The organism is Actinosynnema sp. ALI-1.44 (assembly GCF_001984155.1).
GTDB lineage: Bacteria > Actinomycetota > Actinomycetes > Mycobacteriales > Pseudonocardiaceae > Kibdelosporangium.
Window position 1 is genome coordinate 299998 of the sequence record NZ_MTQO01000043.1, and the last position, 16606, is coordinate 316603.

At 69.5% G+C, this 16606-nt stretch carries 15 protein-coding genes; 10 read left to right on the forward strand and 5 right to left on the reverse strand.

Translation table 11 applies throughout. The features are described 5' to 3' along the window. The first annotated feature begins 119 nt into the window (after window positions 1-119). Window positions 120-4589: a HAMP domain-containing protein gene (locus ALI144C_RS18540; protein WP_237774205.1), complete on the forward strand. Its 4470-nt coding sequence runs from the start codon at window positions 120-122 to the stop codon at window positions 4587-4589. After that, window positions 4586-6847 (forward strand): SpoIIE family protein phosphatase, encoded by a 2262-nt coding sequence (locus ALI144C_RS18545; RefSeq protein ID WP_237774206.1) that lies wholly within the window; start codon window positions 4586-4588, stop codon window positions 6845-6847. Before ALI144C_RS18540 ends, ALI144C_RS18545 begins: the two co-directional genes overlap by 4 nt. On the opposite strand, the gene ALI144C_RS18550 is transcribed toward ALI144C_RS18545, so the two are convergent. Next, window positions 6840-7277, reverse strand: a complete 438-nt coding sequence (locus tag ALI144C_RS18550) for an SRPBCC family protein (RefSeq protein WP_237774207.1) — start codon at window positions 7275-7277, stop codon at window positions 6840-6842. The two genes, ALI144C_RS18545 and ALI144C_RS18550, sit on opposite strands and share 8 nt — an antisense overlap. Continuing rightward, window positions 7274-7672 carry a RidA family protein gene (locus tag ALI144C_RS18555; RefSeq protein WP_076988359.1) on the reverse strand — a complete coding sequence of 133 codons (399 nt, stop codon included), beginning with the start codon at window positions 7670-7672 and terminating at the stop codon, window positions 7274-7276. The genes ALI144C_RS18550 and ALI144C_RS18555 overlap by 4 nt, the downstream gene beginning before the upstream one ends. Window positions 7673-7734: 62 nt before the next feature. Between ALI144C_RS18555 and ALI144C_RS18560 the strand changes: the two genes are divergently transcribed. Beyond that, window positions 7735-8679: a helix-turn-helix transcriptional regulator gene (locus ALI144C_RS18560; RefSeq protein WP_083753174.1), complete on the forward strand. Its 945-nt coding sequence runs from the start codon at window positions 7735-7737 to the stop codon at window positions 8677-8679. A gap of 9 nt (window positions 8680-8688) precedes the next feature. Here ALI144C_RS18560 and ALI144C_RS18565 read toward each other — a convergent pair whose 3' ends face one another. Then, window positions 8689-9000, reverse strand: a complete 312-nt coding sequence (locus tag ALI144C_RS18565; protein ID WP_076988412.1) for a cupin domain-containing protein — start codon at window positions 8998-9000, stop codon at window positions 8689-8691. Window positions 9001-9070: 70 nt separating this feature from the next. Here ALI144C_RS18565 and ALI144C_RS18570 point away from each other — a divergent pair, with 70 nt between their 5' ends. After that, window positions 9071-10012: a GlxA family transcriptional regulator gene (locus tag ALI144C_RS18570; protein ID WP_076988361.1), complete on the forward strand. Its 942-nt coding sequence runs from the start codon at window positions 9071-9073 to the stop codon at window positions 10010-10012. On the opposite strand, the gene ALI144C_RS18575 is transcribed toward ALI144C_RS18570, so the two are convergent. Then, window positions 10002-10754: a class I SAM-dependent methyltransferase gene (locus ALI144C_RS18575; RefSeq protein ID WP_237774208.1), complete on the reverse strand. Its 753-nt coding sequence runs from the start codon at window positions 10752-10754 to the stop codon at window positions 10002-10004. The two genes, ALI144C_RS18570 and ALI144C_RS18575, sit on opposite strands and share 11 nt — an antisense overlap. Before the next feature lie 77 nt (window positions 10755-10831). Between ALI144C_RS18575 and ALI144C_RS18580 the strand changes: the two genes are divergently transcribed. Next, window positions 10832-11374 carry a CGNR zinc finger domain-containing protein gene (locus ALI144C_RS18580; RefSeq protein ID WP_076988363.1) on the forward strand — a complete coding sequence of 181 codons (543 nt, stop codon included), beginning with the start codon at window positions 10832-10834 and terminating at the stop codon, window positions 11372-11374. A 59-nt stretch (window positions 11375-11433) separates the two neighbouring features. Further along, window positions 11434-11769 (forward strand): STAS domain-containing protein, encoded by a 336-nt coding sequence (locus tag ALI144C_RS54435; RefSeq protein WP_202818987.1) that lies wholly within the window; start codon window positions 11434-11436, stop codon window positions 11767-11769. On the opposite strand, the gene ALI144C_RS18590 is transcribed toward ALI144C_RS54435, so the two are convergent. Continuing rightward, on the reverse strand, window positions 11719-12654 hold the full coding sequence (locus ALI144C_RS18590; protein WP_076988364.1) for a class I adenylate-forming enzyme family protein: 936 nt from the start codon (window positions 12652-12654) through the stop codon (window positions 11719-11721). The genes ALI144C_RS54435 and ALI144C_RS18590 overlap by 51 nt on opposite strands. Window positions 12655-12802: 148 nt before the next feature. On the opposite strand from ALI144C_RS18590, the gene ALI144C_RS18595 reads away from it, so the two are divergent. The 4 genes from ALI144C_RS18595 (at window position 12803) to ALI144C_RS18610 (ending at window position 15973) form a co-directional block, all read left to right on the forward strand. Continuing rightward, a complete protein-coding gene (locus tag ALI144C_RS18595) occupies window positions 12803-13186 on the forward strand; it encodes a hypothetical protein (protein ID WP_076988365.1) in 384 nt (127 codons plus the stop codon). 67 nt (window positions 13187-13253) lie between these two features. Further along, complete coding sequence (locus tag ALI144C_RS18600; protein WP_143230711.1) at window positions 13254-13721, forward strand: hypothetical protein; 468 nt, start codon at window positions 13254-13256, stop codon at window positions 13719-13721. Next, window positions 13721-14887 carry an MAB_1171c family putative transporter gene (locus tag ALI144C_RS18605; protein WP_076988366.1) on the forward strand — a complete coding sequence of 389 codons (1167 nt, stop codon included), beginning with the start codon at window positions 13721-13723 and terminating at the stop codon, window positions 14885-14887. Before ALI144C_RS18600 ends, ALI144C_RS18605 begins: the two co-directional genes overlap by 1 nt. A gap of 174 nt (window positions 14888-15061) precedes the next feature. After that, window positions 15062-15973, forward strand: coding sequence for a hypothetical protein (locus tag ALI144C_RS18610; protein WP_076988367.1), 912 nt, complete (start codon window positions 15062-15064; stop codon window positions 15971-15973). The last annotated feature ends 633 nt before the right edge of the window (window positions 15974-16606 follow it).

Consider the following 16606-nt stretch of genomic DNA (forward strand, 5'->3'; position numbering starts at 1 on the left):
CCTGATTCACTCTGCCTGTAGTGTTTCGCGTTGTACCACCGTCTAGCCAAGGGCGGGAAGCGACTCGGGCCCTTGCGGGCTGCGCGACGACAGTGGGGTTGGACGTGGGTGGTGTTTCGGTGGACAAAGCGCGTTCGGACGGCGGCGAAATCGGTGAACCTGGCCTCAGGCAACTGCTCGCCGGCCTGACGGCGGTCCGCGACGGTGATTTCGGCATCCGGCTGCCGGATGAGGAGAACGGTCTGCTCGGGGAGATCGCCACGGTCTTCAACGGCATGGTCGACCAGCTTTCCCTGTTCACCTCGGAGGTCACGCGTGTCGCGCGCGAGGTCGGCAGCGAGGGGCGGCTCGGCGGTCAGGCGCAGGTGCCCGGCGTGTCCGGGACGTGGGAGGACCTGACCGACTCGGTGAACGCCATGGCGGGCAACCTGACCACCCAGGTCCGCGACATCGCCCAGGTCGCCACCGCCGTGGCCCGCGGCGATCTGTCGCAGAAGATCGACGTGGACGCCCGTGGCGAGATCCTGGAGCTCAAGGAGACCGTCAACACGATGGTCGACCAGCTCTCGTCGTTCGCCGACGAGGTTACCCGCGTGGCGCGGGAAGTGGGCAGCGAGGGACGGCTCGGCGGTCAGGCCCAGGTGCCCGGCGTCGGCGGCGTGTGGCGTGAGCTCACCGATTCGGTGAACTTCATGGCGGGCAACCTGACCGACCAGGTCCGCAACATCGCGCAGGTCACCACGGCGGTCGCCCAGGGTGACCTGTCGCAGAAGATCGACGTGGACGCCCGTGGCGAGATCCTGGAGCTGAAGAACACCATCAACACGATGGTCGACCAGCTGTCCTCGTTCGCCGACGAGGTCACGCGCATGGCGCGGGAAGTGGGCACCGAGGGCATCCTCGGCGGCCAGGCGGACGTGAAGGGCGTGTCCGGGACCTGGCGCGACCTCACCGACTCGGTGAACTTCATGGCGGGCAACCTGACCGCGCAGGTGCGCTCGATCGCCCAGGTCGCCACCGCCGTCGCCAGCGGTGACCTGTCGCAGAAGATCAACGTGACCGCCCGCGGCGAGATCCTGGAGCTCAAGGAGACCATCAACACGATGGTCGACCAGCTCTCCGCCTTCGCCGACGAGGTCACGCGGGTGGCCCGCGAGGTCGGCACCGAAGGCCGCCTCGGCGGTCAGGCGGACGTGAAAGGCGTGTCCGGGACCTGGAAAGCGCTGACCGAGTCCGTGAACGTGATGGCGGACAACCTGACCGCGCAGGTCCGTTCGATCGCCCAGGTGACCACCGCGGTCGCGCGCGGTGACCTGTCGCAGAAGATCCGAGTCGACGCCCGCGGCGAGATCCTGGAGCTCAAGGAGACCATCAACACGATGGTCGACCAGCTGTCCTCGTTCGCCGACGAGGTGACGCGTGTGGCCCGTGAGGTCGGCACGGAAGGAAACCTGGGTGGCCAGGCCGGTGTCCGCGGTGCCGAGGGCACGTGGAAGGACCTCACCGACAACGTCAACGTGATGGCGTCCAACCTGACCGGTCAGGTGCGCTCGATCGCCCAGGTCGCCACGGCCGTGGCCCGGGGTGACCTGTCGCAGAAGATCACGGTCGAGGCCAAGGGCGAGGTCGCCGCGCTCGCCGGCGTGATCAACACCATGGTGGACACGCTGTCGGCGTTCGCCGACGAGGTCACGCGTGTCGCCCGCGAGGTCGGCACCGAGGGCATCCTCGGCGGCCAGGCCCGCGTGCCGAACGTGGCCGGCACGTGGAAGGACCTGACCGACAACGTCAACTTCATGGCGAACAACCTGACCAACCAGGTCCGCAACATCGCCCAGGTCACGACAGCCGTCGCACTCGGTGACCTGACCCGCAAGATCGACGTGGACGCCCGCGGCGAGATCCTCGAGCTCAAGACCACGATCAACACGATGGTGGACACGCTGTCGGCGTTCGCCGCCGAGGTCACGCGGGTGGCCCGCGAGGTCGGCAGCGAGGGCCGTCTCGGCGGCCAGGCCGAGGTCGAGGGCGTGTCCGGGACGTGGAAGCGGCTCACCGAGAACGTCAACGACCTCGCCGGGAACCTCACCCAGCAGGTGCGGGCCATCGCCGGGGTCACGAGCGCGGTCGCCGAGGGCGACCTGACCCGGTCGATCACGGTCGAGGCGTCCGGCGAGGTCGCCGAGCTCAAGGACAACATCAACTCGATGGTGGAGTCGCTGCGCGAGACCACCAGGGCCAACCAGGACCAGGACTGGCTGAAGTCGAACCTGGCCAAGATCTCCGCGCTGATGCAGGGCCGCCGCGACCTCGCCGTCGTCGCCGAGCTGGTGATGGACGAGCTGACACCGCTGGTCTCCGCGCAGTACGGCGCGTTCTACCTGGCCGACGACGACACGCAACTGCGGCTGGTCGGCTCGTACGGGCACCCCGACGACACCCGCGCCACCCGGTTCCGGCTCGGTCAGGGCCTGGTCGGCCAGGCCGCGCGGACGCGGCGCACGATCGCGGTCGACGACATGCCGCCGGACTACATCACGGTGTCGTCCGGTCTCGGCGAGACCAGGCCGACCAACGTCATCGTGCTGCCGATCGTGGTGGAGGACCAGATCCTCGGCGTGATCGAACTGGCGTCGGTGCGCCGCTACACCCAGATCCACCGCGACTTCCTCGAACAGCTGATGGAGACCGTCGGCGTCAACGTCAACACGATCGTGGCCAACGCCCGCACCGACGAGCTGCTCGGCGAGTCGCAGCGGCTCACCGCCGAGCTGCAGGCCCGCTCGGAGGAACTCCAGGTGCGCCAGGAGGAGCTGCAACGCTCCAACGCCGAGCTGGAGGAGAAGGCGGCGCTGCTGGCCACCCAGAACCGGGACATCGAGACCAAGAACCTGGAGATCGAGCAGGCCCGCCAGGAGCTGGAGACCCGCGCGCAGCAGCTGTCGCTCGCGTCGAAGTACAAGTCGGAGTTCCTGGCCAACATGAGCCACGAGCTGCGCACCCCGCTCAACAGCCTGCTGATCCTCGCCCAGCTGCTGACCCAGAACGCCAGCCGCAACCTGACGCCCAAGCAGGTCGAGTACGCCAGCATCATCCACTCGGCCGGGTCGGACCTGCTGCAGCTGATCAACGACATCCTCGACCTGTCGAAGGTGGAGGCGGGCAAGATGGACGTCAGCCCGGAACGCGTGTCACTGCGCCAGTTGCTGGACTACGTCGACGCGACGTTCCGCCCGCTGACCACGCAGAAGAACCTGGAGTTCCGGATCACCACGGCCGCGGGCGTGCCCGGCGAGGTGCTCACCGACGACTCCCGGCTGCGGCAGGTGCTGCGCAACCTGTTGTCCAACGCGGTGAAGTTCACCGAGTCCGGCAGCGTCGAACTCCGCATCGAACCGGCGACGGCCGCCGAGTTGCCCGCGTCGGTGCGCAGGCACGGCCCGGCGATCGCGTTGCGCGTGCTGGACACCGGGATCGGGATCCCCGAACAGCAGCTGGAATCCATCTTCGGCGCGTTCCAGCAGGCCGACGGGACCACGAGCCGCAAGTACGGCGGCACCGGCCTCGGCCTGTCGATCAGCAGGGAGATCGCCTACCTGCTCGGCGGGGCGATCGCCGTGCGCAGCACACCGGGCCAGGGCAGCGCGTTCACGCTCTACATGCCGGTGGCCCGGCCGGACTTCGAGGAACTGACCGGTGCGCAACCGGTCGAGCCGCCCGCGGCGGTCGCCGCCGAGGAGCCACCGGTCACGTCCCAGCGCCAGCGGCGGCTGCTGGTGATCGAGAGCCATCCGCGCGGGTTGTTGTCGTTGGTCGCCGAGAGCGCCATCGCGGATCTCCCGGTCAGCACCGATCCGGACGATCGGGGACCTGTCGAGTTGGTCACCGTGACCACGGCCGAGGAGGCGGCGGTGGCGCTGGCCGAGACCGCGTCGCACTGCATCGTGCTCGAAGTCGACATGCCGGACGGCGCCGCGTGGACGTTGCTCGACGCTCTGGAACGTGATCCCGCGCTGCGTGACGTGCCGGTCCTCGCGCACAACAACCGCAGGCTGGACGCACAGCAGGAGTCCGCGCTGCAGGACCGGACGGAACTGCTGGCCAGCCTGGACGAGCTGCGGGAGCGGATCGTGCTGCACCTGACCGCGGAGAAGCTGCCGCTGGTGCGTGTGGACAGTGCGGCGAAGTCCACGCCACGCACTTATGACGACCGGGTCGCCGGGCGGACGGTGCTCGTGGTCGACGACGACGCGCGTAACGTGTTCGCCCTCACCAGCATGCTCGAGCTGCACGGGATCCAGGTGTTGCACGCGGAGAACGGGCGCACGGGCATCGAGACGCTGACCGCGCACCCGGAGATCGACCTGGTCCTGATGGACGTGATGATGCCGGAGATGGACGGCTACACGGCCACGTCGGCGATCCGGGCCATGCCGGCGTACGGCGAACTGCCGATCATCGCGGTGACCGCCAAGGCGATGCCCGGTGACCAGGAGAAGAGCTTGGCCTCGGGAGCCAACGACTACGTCACGAAGCCGGTCGACGCCGACCACCTGATCGCGCGCATCCAGCGCTGGCTCGGCGCGTGAGCGAGCCGGTGCGCAGACTCGCCGCGACGGTCGAGCGTCTGCGCGAAGAGGTCAAGCAGGCGCACGTGACCGCCGACGGGCGTGCCCTGATCGAGCTGGCCAAGGGCATTCTCGTCGAACGGCTGCGGTGCGGGCCCGTGCAGGCTGCCGAGCAGCTCGAGGTGCTCGCGGAACAGTCGGGTGTCACGGTGCTGGAACTGGCGGCCGACATCGTCAACGACACGGCGGTCGACGGGATCACCGACATCACGTCGTCCAAAGTGGACAACGTGCGGCTGCGCAAGGCGGAGAGCGCTGTGCTCGCCGCCGCGGGCGACGCGCAGGCGGTCGCGCAGTCGTTGTTGGAGCAGGCGCTCGTTCCGCTGGGCGCGGCTGCCGTGGCCGTGTGGGCGGTGGACTCCGACACGTCGCTGGCGCTGGCGGGGTTCGCGGGATTCCCTCCGCAGGAGGCCAGCCGGTGGCGTTACGTGCCACCGGGTGTGGCCACGCTCGCGCGGCTGGCGTTGGCCGACCGGCGCACGGTCTGGCTGGACGACGTGTCCCGCGCCGGGGTGCCGTCGATCGGGCCCGCGTCCGGCGGACGGGTCGCGGCGCCCGCGGTGATCAGCGGCCAGATCGCCGGGGTGCTGGAGATCAGCTGGACGCACCCCCTTGAGCCGCAACCGGTCGCGGTCCGCCGTCAGATCGAGGCGCTGGCCGAGTTGTGCGCGCACACGTTCAACGAGGGCGCGGTCGGCAGGCTGGCCGAGGACGTGGCCCGGCTGGCGGACCTGGCCGACGGGATACTGGACCCGGCTCTGGTCCTGGTGCCCCGGCTGGAGCAGGGGCGGGTGGTGGACTTCCGGATCCACCACGTGAACCAGCGGTTCGTCGACCCGGCCGGGCGTCCCCGCGGCCTGGTCGACGGGACGACCGTGCTCGAGTCGTACCCGATGGCCGCGGACGGCGGCGGCATGTTCGAGAAGATCGAACGCGTGCACGCCACCGGTGAGCCGTTCCGCGCCGAGGACATGCCGATCACGACACTGGTCGCGGACGTCCCGGTGACAGTCACCGCGGACGTGAGCCTGAGCCGGTACGGCAACGCGGTGCTGATGATCTGGCGTCTGCAGGACGAGACGACCCGCCTGACCAGCCTGCTGCAGCACGCGCAGCGCCTGGGCAGGATCGGCGGGTTCGACGAGAACGTGCTCACCGGCGAGGTCAGCTGGAACAGCCAGCTGTTCGACCTGTACGGGCTTCCGCAGGGCGCGCCGCCAGTGCCGTTGAAGCAACTGGCTGACCAGGCCCACCCCGACGACGGTCCCGCGATCAGCCGGTTCCTCCGTTCCGTCTTGCACCACCACCGCTCGGCGTCGACGGCGTTCCGCCTGCAACGCCCGGATGGCGTCGCCCGGCACGTGCGTGTCATCGCGGAGCCTGTGCTGGACGGGGACAACCAGCTGCTGCAGGTGCGCGGCGCGTACCAGGACATCTCGGCTCAGCACTGGACGGAAGTCGCCCTCGCGGTGACACGCGACCAGTTGGCCCAGACCGAACAGCACGCCGCCGAACGCGATCGCCTGGCGTTGCAGCTGCAACGCGCGATCATGCCGTCCCGGCCCGATCCGATCGACACGTTCGGCCTGAGCATCGCCGTGCGCTACCTGCCGGCCGAGAGCGGCGCGCTGGTCGGCGGCGACTGGTATGACGCGATTGTCCTGCCGTCGAAGAAGATTCTCCTGTCCGTCGGGGACATCGCAGGCCACGGCATCGAGGCCGCGACCGGGATGGTGGTGCTCCGCAACGCGTTGCGCGGCCTCGCGACGACCGGCGCGGGCCCGGCGAAGCTGTTGGGCTGGCTGAACCTGGTGGCGCACCACCTGACCGACAGCGTGATGGCCACCGCGATCTGCGGGGTGTACGACCCGGAAACCCGGACCCTGCGCTGGGCTCGGGCCGGGCACCTGCCGCCGCTGCTGGTTCGTTCGGGTAGTGCCAGCCTTCTCCCGTTGCCGCACGGCACCATGCTCGGTGTGGTCTCGGAAGCCCAGTACGCGGAGGAAGAACTGGAGCTGGAGCCGTCGGACATGCTGATGCTCTACACCGACGGCCTGATCGAACGCCGCGACCGTGACCTGGACGGAGCTCTGGAGGAGTTGCGCGAGCTGGCCGCCACCACGACCGGTCCGCTGGAGCAACGCCTCGATCACCTGGTGCGCTACAGCAGCGCCGACACGGACGACGACACGTGCATCGTCGCCGTCCAGGTCACGTGACGGTACCTCCAGGCAGCGCCTCGACGAGTGCGGCGACGACACCCTGCCAGTGACGCCGTTGCTGATCCCGCTCGGCAGCGTCGGCCAATCGTTCCTGGTGGACGCCCAACCGCGCACGCCCCTCACCGACGGGCGTGACGGTCAGCTGCAGCGTGGTCTCGTGCTTCCAGTCCTTCGGCTGCCAGGTCAGGCGGAGCCGACCGTGGTTGTGGAAGCTGCGGGTCTCACCGCGTACGCCGCCCTTGGTCTCGTAACCGGCTCCGAGGTCCGACAGCACGGTCACGCCCTCGCCGAGCCAGATCGCGATGCCCTCGGGCGAGGTGAGGAAGGCCCACACCGCCGGGGCCGGGTGGTCGACGGTCTTCGACACGCCGATCTGCCAGCCCGCGTCCTTGGTCAGGCCGACCTGGGACTGCCGCATGCCGCTCATGCCATCACCGCGGCGACGGCGCCGACCTCGAGCAGAGCGCCCGGCACGGCGAGGTTGGCCACGCGGGCGGCCGTGATCAGGGGCGTCGCGCCTTCCAGGCCCGCGGCCGCGACGGGATACGCCGCGTTCAGGTCGGCTCCCTCGACCAGCAGGAGCGTGACCGACACCAGATCGTGCACGGTCGCGCCCGCCGCTGCCAGCGCTGTGCGCAGGTTCTCCATCACCCGGGCGGTCTGCGCGGCGGCGTCGTCCCCGCCGACGAGCTTGCCTTCGCTGTCCACCGCGTTCTGGCCGCCGACGTAGACGGTCGTCGCGCCGGGCGGCACGATCGCGACGTGGGTGAACGCGGGGGACTGGACGAGGCCCTCGGGGCGGAGCAGTGAAATCTCGGTCATGGGACGAGTATGGAACGCAACTAGGACATCTACTGTCCGGGTTCATGGCGGATGATGGTCTCGTGAGCACGACCAACCGCCGCATCGAGACACTTTCCCTGCTCCAGGCGCATCCGGGGATCTCGGCGACCCGGCTCGCGGAGCGCCTCGGCGTGACCGAGCGCACGGCTCGCCGCGACGTCGCCCAACTGCGGGAACTCGGCTATCACATCGAGGGCGAGGCAGGCCGGACCGGCGGATACCGACTCGCGCCCGGCCACGCCATGCCGCCGCTGCTGCTCGACGCGGACGAGGTGGCCGCTGTCGCGCTCGGACTGCGTACGGCGACCTCTGTCGACGGTCTTGAGGCCGCTGCGGTGACGGCTATGGCCAAGCTCGGCCAGGTCGTGCCGTCGCGGTGGCATCGACGGTTGGATGCGCTGGCCGACGTGCAATCGTCGCGGTGGCCCGCACAACGCAGCGCTGACCGGGAAGTGCTCATTCCCGTCGCGCTGGCGTGCCGTGCCGATGAGGCCATACGGATCCGGCACCGCAAGGGCGGCAAGATGGAATCGCGGCCGGTGGACGTGCAGCCACATCGTTTGGTCAGTGTGCGGCGGGGGTGGTACCTCGTTGCGTGTCCGCGTGGGGCGACGGCGTGGAAGGTGTACAAACTTGACCGCGTCGACCACGTCCAACCTCTCGGCACCCGGTTCTCAGCGCCTGAGCCGCCGTCTGATGCCGCCGCGTTCGTTTCCGACGCGCTCGCTCACGGGCCGTGGCGTCACCGCGTTCGTGTGCGGGTGTACACGTCGGGCGATCTTGTCCGGGAGATGGTGGACCCGAGCGTGGCCACCGTGATCGACGACGACTACGAGTGCGAGCTGCGGTTCGGTACCGATGACCTCGACTGGGCCGCCCGGTGGCTGGCGTACCTCAACCTCGATCTGGACGTGCTCGAACCGGTCGAGCTGACCGGGCGGCTGCGGGTGCTGGGCCGCTGGCTGCTCGACCGGTACCAGTCCTAGCCTTCCGGCCTAACCTTCTGGGTAGAACACGAACAGCACGCAGCCCGTCCTGCTCTGCGGGATGTGCCACGACCCGGCCGGGGCGTGGATGAACGACCCGGCGGAGAAGTCGTTGAAGCCGTCGTTGAACACGCCGCTGACCACGTAGACCTCCTCCGGGCCGGGCTCGTGCACGTCCTTGCCCTCCCAGCACGCGCCCGCGTCGATCTCCACGACGTTCGCGGACGCGCCGTTCGCGCCCTTCCACAGCGGACGCAGCCGGATACCCGGGAACAACTGGTGGACCGGGGCGTCGGCGGTGCGCGTCGATTCGAATTCCATGGCTCGAGCCTCGCCCGCGCCGCGGCACGCGGCCAGTGTCAGGAAAGACATCATTGGGTACTTTGTTGCCATGCATCGCGTGGTCGCTCTCGTGCGCCCGGTCCAGTCGACCTTCGAACTCGCCTGCGCGAACGAGGTCTTCGGCCTCGAACGGGACTTCCTGCCCCGCTACTACGACTTCCGGGTGTGCACGGAGCGCCCAGGCCCGGTGCCGACGACCGCTGGGTACGACATGGTCGTCACCGACGGGCTGTCTGCCGTGGACGAAGCCGACACCGTGATCATCCCCGGCTGGCGGCCGTACGACGCCGAACTGTCGCCTGCCGTCTTGCGTGCGTTGAAACGCGCGCACAAGCGTGGCTGCCGTCTCGTGACGATCTGCAGTGGAGCGTTCGCTCTTGCTCAGACCGGGCTGCTCGACGGCCGCCGCGCGACCACGCACTGGTCCCGGACCGACCAGTTGCGGGCGCTGTTCCCGCGTGTGGAGGTCGATCCCGACGTGCTCTACGTCGACCACGGCGACGTGGCCACGAGCGGGGGAGCGGGCGCCGGGATCGACCTGTGCCTGCACTTGGTGCGCAACGACCTCGGTGCCGCGCGGTCTGTGCACCTGGCGCGGTACATGGTCCTGCCGCCGCACCGGGAAGGCGGTCAGACGCAGTACACCGTGGACATCCCGGTCACCCAGCCGGACCAGTCACTCGGCGGCCTGCTGGAGTGGGTGACCGAGCGGCTGGCCGAGCCGATCGGTGTCGAGGACATGGCCGCGTTCCTGAAGATCTCGCCGCGTACCCTGGCCCGCCGGTTCGACGAGCAACTCGGCACGAGCCCTGGTCGCTGGCTGCTGACCCAGCGGGTCAACGCGACCAGGGCGCTGCTGGAGGAGACGGACCTGTCGGTGGAGGCCATCGCCCGCCGGGTCGGGCTGGTGTCCGCCACCAACTTGCGGCGTCGTTTCGTCGCGGCCGTGCGCACGACGCCCGCGGCCTACCGCCGTGCGTTCAACGCTTGACTGCCACCAGGATGTGGTCGTCACCCACCTGCCACAGCGGGGCCACGCTGCTGAACCCCGCGGCACGCAACAGTTCGGCGTGTGACGGTGTCGTCAGCGTGTTCGCGTTGTGGTCGTCCTTGTGCACGAGGCGTTCCTCGCGGGCCTGAGCAAGTGCGGCCAGTTCGGGCGCGGTACGGGCCGCGTCCCACCACGCGCCCCAGTCCTCGTTGTCCTCGACGCCTGCCCTGGCCGCCCGGCGGCGGCGTACGACCGCGGCGAGACCGTTGAGGTACTCGTCGCCGGGGCCCATGTGGTCGCCGTTGACGAACACACCGCCGGGCGCCATGAGAGTGCTCACTGTGCGGTACAGCTCCGCGAGCTTGTGCTCGGGCAGCCAGTGCAATGCCGTTGTGGACACCGCCGCGTGGATGGTCCGCGGCACCTCCGCGACCCAGTCGCCTGTGCCGAGGTCCGCGTCGATCCACGTGATGCCGTCGGTGTAGTGCGAACGAGCGAGGCCGAGCAGCAGCGGGTCGGAGTCGATGCCGATGATCGTCGCGTGCGGGAGCCGTGGGCGCAGACGCCCGGCCAGTGAGCCGGGTCCGCAGCCGAGGTCGAGGACCACCGGCTGTTCGACGTCGGCCAACGCGGCCTCCACGACGTCACACAGGACCGTGAACCGCTCTTCGCGGTCGGCGATGTACCGCTCCTGCTGCGTGTCCCACCGGCGCAACCACGTCTCGGCAGCGGTGCTGGTCACCTGGGTCATGCTTCACCTCGTCACTGTCGATATCCTGTTCGGCAGTGACGTTAGACAGGGAAGGGGTGACTGGTCAAGTGGACTTTGACGGTTACGCGAGCGGGATCGTGGCCGCGGCGGTCGAAGCGGTCAACCAGCTCACGCCAGGGCAGGCCCGGGGCCGCGCCTACACAGCCGTCGACCCGGACGTCAGCAACCTGGTCGGCGACGAGACCGTGACCAGCGACGACATCGACCAGTTGCGCACGTACGCGGCACGCCTGCGCACGATCTTCGAAGCAGTCGACGACGACCGCGTCGACGACGCCTGCGAACTCACCAACACCCTGCTGGCGGACACGCAGGCGGCGCCGTTGCTGATCAAGCACGACGACAAGCCATGGCACCTGCACTTCCACACCGCATCCGAGACATGGGCCCGTGCGTGGGCGGCACCGATGACGACCGCGCTCGCGATCGTGCTCGGCAACCCCATGCACGACCGGCTAGGCGTGTGCACGGCGACCGTCTGCGACCGGGTGTTCGTGGACGTCTCCCGCAACGGGACGAAGAGGTTCTGCTCGACAGCGTGTCAGAACCGGGTCAAGGCCGCGGCGTTCCGGGCGAGAAAACAGGTTTGATCCACACCCGGTCCGGGGTACCTGGGCGGGCGAGTCCCTCCGAACAGAAGAGGATCAACGTGGTCGGTGAACTGCTGGACGTGAAGGCACTGCGGGAAGTCGACGGTGGTGGTCACGTGCTCGGCTTCGCGGGAGAGGTCGACCTCAGCACGGCACCAGCGTTGGAGAAGGCGATCGTGGCCGCGGTCGGCGAACTGAGCGGCGGCAGACTGGTCGTCGACCTGACCGAGGTCACGTTCCTGGCGTCGGCTGGCATGTCCGCACTGATCGCCGGGCGCGAGAAAGCCGCGGCCAAGAACATCGAACTGGCCGTCACCGCGGCGCAGTCCGGCGCGGCGTACCGGTCATTGGAGATCGCGGGCCTGATCGACGTGCTGTCCGTCAGGGCAGGTTGAAGCCAGCGGACTGGATCGATCCGGCGAACGCGACCGGGCGCGGGCTTCAGGGATCTCAGCGCCCGCCTGTGCCCGGCGCGACGTCGCGCGGAGATTCGTGGACTGGCGGCGGTTGCCGACCCGGTCGTACAGGATGGTGTGCGGCGCACCCGGTCCGGAGTTCGGCGTGATCGTCCACTGTGCACCGGCGACCAGCGCGGGCAAACCCAGCGCCAGGTGGTTCGTGTGCACCTGGTCGCCGTGGACAAGCGAACGCCGGGCCGTGAGCGTGCGCAGCGCCGAACCGAGCGAACCACGGGTGTGCACGACTGCTTTCGGTGTGGCTGTGGTGCCGGACGTGAACACCACGACCGCGTCCCTGTCCGGCGTCGGCGTGGGAAACTCGTTGTAGCGAACAGGTTCGGCCAGTCGATCGGCCGACAGCGCGCCACGGGGCACACCGGGCAACCACGGGCCCGACCGGATGTGCCGGACGGGGAGTTTCCCGTACGACGGCACGACAAGACCGCGGCGCCGTGCGATCGCCCGAACCGGACCAGGAACGCCCGCCGCGTACAGCACCGACTCCGCCGCCGCCCACGACGGCTCGGTCAGCGCGAAGCGGCTGTGGAACAACTCGGGCGCATCGCCCGGGTCGACGAACACCACGGTTCCGCCCGCCGCGACCGTGCCGAGCGCGAGCACGATTGACCGCACACCTGGCCGGACCGAGAACAGCATCCGGTCGCCCACCTGGAAACCGTTGTCCCGCAGCCGGTGTGCCGTACCCAGTACCCGTTTCATCAGGTCGCCGTACGTGATCGTGCCCCGGCCGTCGGTGATCGCGGGCGCGCCCCTGCGTTCACGGGCCGCGTTGAGCACGTCCACGAGGAAGTCAGCGGTCACGGCGAAAGGTTACGGCCGTGGATGTGGCGGTCGCTTGGGTAGAACTACGTGTCCAACCGGTTCGCGGGGGCATTTCACTGCGGTCGGTGACAGGTCGAGTACAGTGAACGTGTCGACGTCGCGTCGCGTACAGCTTGGGGGCGAGCCGATGCACCGGGAAGAGTCGTGGCTCGCCGCGACCGTGAAAAGGCAGCTGGCGGAGAAGTACGGCCCTCGAATCCCCGGTGTCCGGCGCATTTCGGCCGATATCGCCGAGGCGAACGGCGGCGACACGATCTCACACGGCCACGTGCACAACATTCTCACCGGCGAGGCGGAGAACCTGACCGACCGGACGAGAGTGCTGCTGGCCAGGTTCTTCGGCAAACAGCCCGCGTTCTTCCACCCACCGGAGCACGGCACACCCAACCCGGACTCCGTGCACGCGCTCGCGGCCCGGCTGGCGACCTTCGACCAGGCCCAGCTCGACGCGATTAGGACGGCGCTGGACATCGCGTCGGGGCAGCGCCGCCCGGACGACCCCCGGCCCTGATGACCACAGCCCGGATGACCGGCGGATGAGCCGGCGTTGTTCCGTGACCCACGAGATGGTGCAGGCGATGACGTGGAAACAGGCGCGAACCGAGGCAACCACTCTGATGACCGGCTTACCGCCGTTGCCGAGACCATGGCGGATCGAGGACCTGTGCGCGGCGCTGGCCGAGCGGCGCGGCCGCCCGCTGCTGCTGCACGAACTGGATCTGGCCGCGCTGCCGTTCGGCCTCTGGTACTTCGACGGTGAACGCGACCACGTCATCTCCCGCGCGGGCACGACGGGGTACCACCGCGACCACATCGTCCTGCACGAGATCTGCCACATGCTGGCCGGCCACAACACCGGCCCCGCCACGGCGGACGGCGACGACATGGCCGCGCGGGTGATCGCCGCGGCCGTGGCCAGCCCGCACACCAACGCCCAGGAGGAACTGGCCGAGGCGTTCGCGACGATGGTGCTCAAGCAGGCGCGCAAGCGCCCGCCGGGCGGCGAGTTCGAGCAGCGGGCGTCGGCCGTCTTCGGCGCTGCCTGATGTTCGAGGAGATCTCCCGGTGGGTGGTCCTGACTGTCGTCTGGTTGGTCGTGCTGGTTCGTACGCCTGCGATGGTCCGCGACGCCCAGCAGCGCCCGCTGTGGGTCGTGCTGGTGGTGATCGCGCTCGGTGCGATCCCGATCCAGCCGTGGTTCGCCGACTGGATCGACCAGCTCACCGGTGACCCGAAGTTCCACAACCTGTTCCGCGGCCTGTTCGCGATCCTCGACGCGGCCGTGACGTGGCGGTTCGTCGTGCACATCGCGGCACGCAAGGACACGTGGTGGCACTCCTCCGGCGGGCGCTGGTTGCGCGCGGCGACCGCGTGGGCCGTCGCCGGCGCGATCACCGTGTGCTACTACGTCACCCCGGCGGCCCAGCGGTTCCGACCGTCACCGGACGGCCCGTTCGCCGCGTACAACCTCTTGATCTTCGCCTACCTGGGGATCTCGCTGGGGGCCGCGGCCTGGCAGATGTGGCGGCACCTGCCGGGGATCCGCGGCCGGACGTTGCGCACCGGGCTGGCGCTCGTGGCGATCGGGAACGCGATGGAGGTGCCGTTCGCGGTGATCCGCGTCGGCGAGCGGCTGACGTGGTTCGGCTCGCCGGTGCTCACCGATGTCGCGTTCTACGCGTCCACCGCGCGCTTCGTCATGGTGCCGCTCGGGTGCGTGGTGGCCGCGTTCGAGCCGATGCGCACGGCGTTGCTGCACTACTACCGGCGGCTGCGGCTCTACTCGCTTTGGCGCATGCTCAGGGACGCGACCGGGGAGATCGCGCTGACCCGGCCGGTGTCCCGGTGGCGGGACATCCGCACGGTCGACGACGCGTCGGAACGGCTGCACCGGCGGATCATCGAGATCCGCGACAGCGCGTTCCACCTGCACGACTCGTGGTGCCACCCGGATCTCGTCGAGCAGGCGGCAACGGCGACCCCTGGCGACGACCGGGTCGGCGTCACCGCGCGGTGGCTCGAGGTCGCCAGGCGGGAGAGCCTCGCGGGCGCGCCGAAGCGGTACGCGTCGTCCGACAAGGCGTTCCTGCCGGCGCTGACGGCGGACGAGTCCACTGTGTACCAGGAGACGCGGTACCTGCTCACCCTCGGCCGGGAGCTGAGATCCCCTGCCGTGCAAGCGTTTGGTGATCGTTTCGTGGGCGTCCACTGACCGTCCAGCGTACTTGACGCGTCACTGCGGGTGTCGGTAACGTCCGATCCGCGATGGCACGGGCACGGTCGACGCGTTCGCTCGGAGGCGCGGTACTGGGGGTGCCTCCGAGCGGGAACACCGCGACCCGCGTCGGTTTGAGGCGCACCGGGCCCGCGCGTAGCGTCGGGTGACGTGACCGAGGCCGAAGTCGATCGCCTGATCAAGGACTACACCGGCACGCTGCCCCGCGAACGGCTGGAGCGGCTGACCCGGCTGGGTGCCACGCTGAGGGACCGGTTCACCAGGGAGACGCACGCTGCCGCCCGGCGCGACCTGCACGCGCTGAGCGGCCGTCTGGGCGTCTTGCTGGCCTACACCCACCAGGACCTGGGTGACGCCGCCGCCGGTGCCCGTCACGCCCAACTGGCGGGCAGGCACGCGAGCCTGGCGGGCCACGACGAACTGCGCGTGCACGCGGGCACCGTGCGGGCCAACATCCTGTTCTGGGACGAGCAGCCCGCGGAGGCGCTCCGAATGGTGGAACCGGAGATCCCGTCGGCTCCCGCGGCCCGGCAGGCGGGCCTGCTCTACAACCAGGCGCGCGCGAGGGCGGCGATCGGGGACCGGGACACCGCGCTGGAAGCTCTGCGGCTGGCGGGGGAGTACGTCGAGCGGGCGCCCGCGGACTCGTTGTGGGGAGGCACATCCTTCGAGTGGCGCCCGGCGTCCGGGCTGTTGCTGGCGGCGTCGACGCACGTGCGCCTCGGCAACGGCGCCGCCGCCGCGGATCTGGCCGGGCAGTGCCTGGCTGCCTACCGGGCGCGGCCGCGTGGCGAGAAACCGAGCAACGCCGACGTGCGCGCCTTGCTCGAACTGGTCGCCGCCCGGGTGCTGACCGAAGATCTGGACGCGGCCGAGGAGGCGTTGCGCCCGGTGTGCGCGCTCGAGCCCGCGCGACGCACCGAGCGGCTCGTGCGGCGGGTGGAGTTCGTTCAGCGAACAGTGGCCGCGTCGCGCTTCGCACGCACTCCCGAAGCTCGCGTGCTGCTGGAGCAGACTGGTGATTTCACCAGTATGGCGCTTCGTTACCAGGGCGGAGGCTAAAAAAAGGGTGTCGCGCTCAACCAGCCTGGGGGTTACCGGGAGCGCGACACTGGTGAAACGGTATCCCCGTAGACGGTTCTTGTCCACTCCCTGGCGATCACCTGTCTGTCACAGTTTTCCGGACGGCCCCGCTGACCTGTGCAAAGCGGTCGGCAAAAAGTCCGCGACGGCGTGATCGATGCGATCGATTGCCCCCAGGATGCTCCCCGATCACCCCCTATTGCCCGCCTTGATCGGCCTTCAATGGACAGGTTCGCGCCCAATGTTCCGTCTGCCCGATCACAGCCGCCCGTCGAGCCGGGCCGGATCGTGCCCCGGCTCGGCCGGTTCCACTGTGGAGTGTGATCCGCCTCACGAGTTGAAACGTCACAGTCCACCGCGGAGATGTCCCGTCGATTCAGGTGGTACACCAGCACCAGCCCGACCGACTGCGGGCACGCCACTCGCCGCGATCGCTGTGCGCCGCGTCCGGCTCGGGACGGGTTGGCGGCTGCCGCTCGGCTGGATCGCGCGATCGTGGCCACGCTCGGCACCGTGGCGATGCTCCTCGCGGGTACGGGTGAGCGTCGCTCGGTTGTAGAACTTTTGGCCATGCTTGGTGTCGCGGCAACACCAGTCACACCGGCCACGTCG

What these genes read in the sequence shown, in the direction of transcription:
- ALI144C_RS18550 (WP_237774207.1), bottom strand. Translation starts at nt 7,277, where the DNA reads ATGAGCGGCATGCGGCAGTCCCAGGTCGGCCTGACCAAGGACGCGGGC.
- ALI144C_RS18555 (WP_076988359.1), bottom strand. Translation starts at nt 7,672, where the DNA reads ATGACCGAGATTTCACTGCTCCGCCCCGAGGGCCTCGTCCAGTCCCCC.
- ALI144C_RS18565 (WP_076988412.1), bottom strand. Translation starts at nt 9,000, where the DNA reads ATGGAATTCGAATCGACGCGCACCGCCGACGCCCCGGTCCACCAGTTG.
- ALI144C_RS18570 (WP_076988361.1), top strand. Translation starts at nt 9,071, where the DNA reads ATGCATCGCGTGGTCGCTCTCGTGCGCCCGGTCCAGTCGACCTTCGAA.
- ALI144C_RS18595 (WP_076988365.1), top strand. Translation starts at nt 12,803, where the DNA reads ATGCACCGGGAAGAGTCGTGGCTCGCCGCGACCGTGAAAAGGCAGCTG.
- ALI144C_RS18600 (WP_143230711.1), top strand. Translation starts at nt 13,254, where the DNA reads ATGACGTGGAAACAGGCGCGAACCGAGGCAACCACTCTGATGACCGGC.
- ALI144C_RS18605 (WP_076988366.1), top strand. Translation starts at nt 13,721, where the DNA reads ATGTTCGAGGAGATCTCCCGGTGGGTGGTCCTGACTGTCGTCTGGTTG.